The following is a 3239-nucleotide window of genomic DNA, read 5'->3' as shown; positions in this document are numbered from 1 at the left end:
CGCCCGTGGTCGGCGGCTGATCGGGGCGGGCGGGCTGGCGGCGGGGGTCGGCTTCACCGTGCTCATGTACCTCGACCAGGGCTGGACGATCTGGCTGTGGTCGGTGCTCGCGGCGGTGCTCGGGGCCATGGCCATCCCGGCGCTGGCGGTGTACGGGCCGGAGTTGTTCGCGACCGATGCCCGCGGCCGGGCGAACGGGATCATCAACCTGTTCTCCGTGATCGGCAGCGCCGCGGGCCTGTACCTGGCGGGGGTGCTCTCGGACCGCCTGGGCACGCTGTCGGACGCCATGCTGGTGTTGGCGATCGCTCCCGTGGTGGTGGTGGCCCTCGTGCTGTTCCTCTACCCCGAGACGGCGTCGATGGAGCTCGAGGAGCTCAACCCCGAGGATGCGCCGATCTCTCGGGATCTGCTGGCGCTCGAGGGGCTCGACGTGGACAGCGTCGCCGAGCGCTACCCTCCGCGACCCGGTGAGCCCGGCCCGGACCGGTAGGATCGTCGCCCGTGCACACACCCCCCCTCCGACCGTCGCGATCCCCGGCTCGCACCTCCCCCGCCCGGCTCGGGGCGATCCTGCTCGCGCTGGCGCTGCTCCTGGCCGCGTGCAGCAAGGGCTCGACCACCACCGTCGAGCAAGCCGAGTCGACCACCACCACCACGACGGCGAGCACCGCCAGCTGCGATCCGCGCCTCGACGGGTACGTGAACCACGTCGCCTACGCGAACACCACGGGGTCCATCAACGTCTACCCCGCACCGGGCGCGACGACGCCGTCGCAGACCTTCGAGGTGCCCCGCAAGACCGACACCGACCCGCCCATCGAGGTCCCGATGGTGTTCCTGGTGACGAACGAGCCGACCGACAACTGCGACTGGATGGAGGTGTTGCTGCCCATCCGGCCCAACGGCTCGAAAGGGTGGGTGAAGCGCTCCGACGTCCGCCTCGAGGGCAACAACTACCGCATCGTGGTCGATCTCAACGGCTTCAACCTCAAGGCGTACGCCGGCGACCAGGTGCTCCTCGACACCGAGATCGGGGTGGCCCGCGAGAACCGGCCCACCCCCGGCGGCGTCTACTACACGACCGAGCTGCTCAAGCCACCGGACCCGAACGGGGTGTACGGCACCTACGCGTTCGGCCTCTCGGGCTTCTCGGAGGTGCTCACCAGCTTCAACGGCGGCCAGGGCCAGCTCGGCATCCACGGGACCAACGAGCCCGACAAGATCGGGCAGCGGGTCAGCAACGGCTGCATCCGCCTCCGCAACGAGGACATCGACAAGCTGGTGGCCTCGATCCAGGACCCGTACGGCATCCGGGTCGAGATCCTGGCGTGACGGCCCGCCTCCCGCTCCGGGCGGTCGCCGTGGCGGCAGCGGTCGGCCTCGCGGCGCTCGCCGGCGGATGCGGAGAAGACGGCGACTCCGCCGGCACCGCCTCGACGACCATCCCGGCGGGTGCCGCCGCCCTGCTCCCTCCCATCGATGGCAGCCAACCGCTTCCTCCCGACGACGTGGCCGCCCTGCGCCGCCTCTACGACCCGGCGCTGGCCACCATGGGGCTGCGCCTCACCCGGGCGCAGCTCATCGACCTCTCGAAGGGCAGCTACACCCCCTCTCCCACGGGCACCCACCTGGCCATGTACGTGGAGCCGGTGGGCGAGTACACCGACGAGCAGTACGTGCAGGGGTTCTGGGACCTGGCCGCGCTGATCACCCCCGACGTGTTCGCCCGCTGGAGCGAGCTGCAGTCCTACGACATCTGTCAGGAGCCGATGCCCTCCGTCAACGACGACCCCGAGCCATTCCCCATCACGCAGGTCAACATCACCCGTGAAGCCGCAGCCGCCATCGACTGGCAGCACGGCTCGCTCACCGACCTGGTCCGGGCGGCGCGCACCGACTCGGACGTGAAGCTCGTCGTGTCCCGAGCCATACGCCAAAGCCCCGCGTACAAAGCGGCGATCGAAGCGACGGAGCCGGCGACGGCGACCACCTCCACGGTGACCACCCCCTGACCGTCCGACTCCCAGACCGGCTCCTGGGAGCCACGTTCACAAGTCCGGGCACAAACCCGAAGCCTTGGCCTCCGCAACATAGGCGTCCATCCCTGGATACTCCTCGATCATCAGGAGCTGGTCGCTATTCGCGGCCTTGTTCAGCGCCTCGTAGAGGGCGAGGGCATCTTCAGTGGATACGTCCTGCAGATCAGCCTTCTCCAGCGTCCGTTCTGACAAGGTGATCGCCTTCTGCAGGTCACTCTGGAACGTATCCGCGAACGACCGCACCGCGAGCGGCAGCTGTTGCGTGTCGATGGCACGCAGCCGCTCTACTGCTACTGACGTCGTCTCGAACCACCTCTCGACCGCTTGCTTTGCTCGAGCCGGATCGGGCGCTGGGACAGCAGGGCGAACTTGGGGAGGTGCAGGTGCGGTCCCGGGGCCGACGATCGACTGCTCTTGCTGGTCGGCTGAGTACTCTCTGCGGTAGGACTCGGTGATGTAGTGAGCACCCAGCTCTAGATAGGCCAGGGCGACTTCACGTCGATGCCAACAGAGTTCTCCCATCGTGCCGGCCCGTACGTTGTGGTTCTTACTGGTCTCCCCGTCGATGACGAGGGCCGGCCCTGACCCCTCGGTCGGCAATGGCTCCTGCGTGGCCCCCGACCCGGCCACGACTGTCTCTCCCGATCCGCAGCCAGAAATCATGACAAGAGAGACGATCCCCAATACAAGGACACGTCGCAGGCTTTCTAGATACCGTCTGGAATGATCCACAGCACGGACTAGTCCCGACAATTCTCTCATGCTATCCACCATCTCTGGCTCCAGCCGTTTGACATAGGCAGGTACACTAACTGAGTGCCGTCACTCGCATTGGGACCGTAGATATCGACCGCCCAACCTAAGTTCTGTTCGGATCTAAGGTTGTAGGCATTGCCGCCATTTGAACTAATGGCGAAGCGCTGTTGCGGGACCGACGGCGATGCACACGCCCACTGCCTGACAAGGGAGAGGAAGCCTTGCGTGTCGAGACACTTGTACGAGTGCTGGGCAACCAGCATGAATCGACCAGGGGAGCCGCTGACTGGCCAGATCTCAAATTTCTGGTTTCCCCATCCGCCGCAACCCCACTGCTGGGCGATCGCCCCGTCTGCCACCGAACCACCGCGGATGTCGAGACATTTGCTGTCGTAGGCCGAAATGAAACTTACAGGTGCTGGATCCGGGTCTGTCACAACC

At 66.6% G+C, this 3239-nt stretch carries 5 protein-coding genes; 3 read left to right on the top strand and 2 right to left on the bottom strand.

The annotated features are described in order from the left end of the window. The 3 genes from V7004_RS15460 to V7004_RS15450 all read left to right on the top strand — a co-directional run. A partial coding sequence (locus V7004_RS15460; protein ID WP_334145122.1) for an MFS transporter occupies positions 1-493 on the top strand: 493 nt, incomplete at its 5' end. A gap of 11 nt (positions 494-504) precedes the next feature. Next, positions 505-1335, top strand: a complete 831-nt coding sequence (locus V7004_RS15455) for a L,D-transpeptidase (RefSeq protein ID WP_334145121.1) — start codon at positions 505-507, stop codon at positions 1333-1335. After that, complete coding sequence (locus V7004_RS15450; RefSeq protein ID WP_334145119.1) at positions 1332-2015, top strand: hypothetical protein; 684 nt, start codon at positions 1332-1334, stop codon at positions 2013-2015. The genes V7004_RS15455 and V7004_RS15450 overlap by 4 nt, the downstream gene beginning before the upstream one ends. A 36-nt stretch (positions 2016-2051) precedes the next feature. Here the strand turns inward: V7004_RS15450 and V7004_RS15445 are convergent, their stop codons facing one another. Then, positions 2052-2564, bottom strand: coding sequence for a hypothetical protein (locus V7004_RS15445; protein WP_334145118.1), 513 nt, complete (start codon positions 2562-2564; stop codon positions 2052-2054). Positions 2565-2800: 236 nt separating this feature from the next. Continuing rightward, positions 2801-3239 (bottom strand): RICIN domain-containing protein (locus tag V7004_RS15440; RefSeq protein ID WP_334145117.1); only part of this gene is annotated, 439 nt, incomplete at its 5' end.

Origin of the sequence: Rhabdothermincola sp. (genome assembly GCF_036846205.1) — a bacterium.
Classification (GTDB): Bacteria; Actinomycetota; Acidimicrobiia; order Acidimicrobiales; family Acidimicrobilacustridaceae; genus Rhabdothermincola.
This window is presented reverse-complemented; position numbering and strand designations above follow the sequence as displayed.

Excerpts from the sequence above, each read along its gene's own strand:
- V7004_RS15445 (WP_334145118.1), bottom strand. The coding sequence starts at position 2,564 with ATGGGAGAACTCTGTTGGCATCGACGTGAAGTCGCCCTGGCCTATCTA.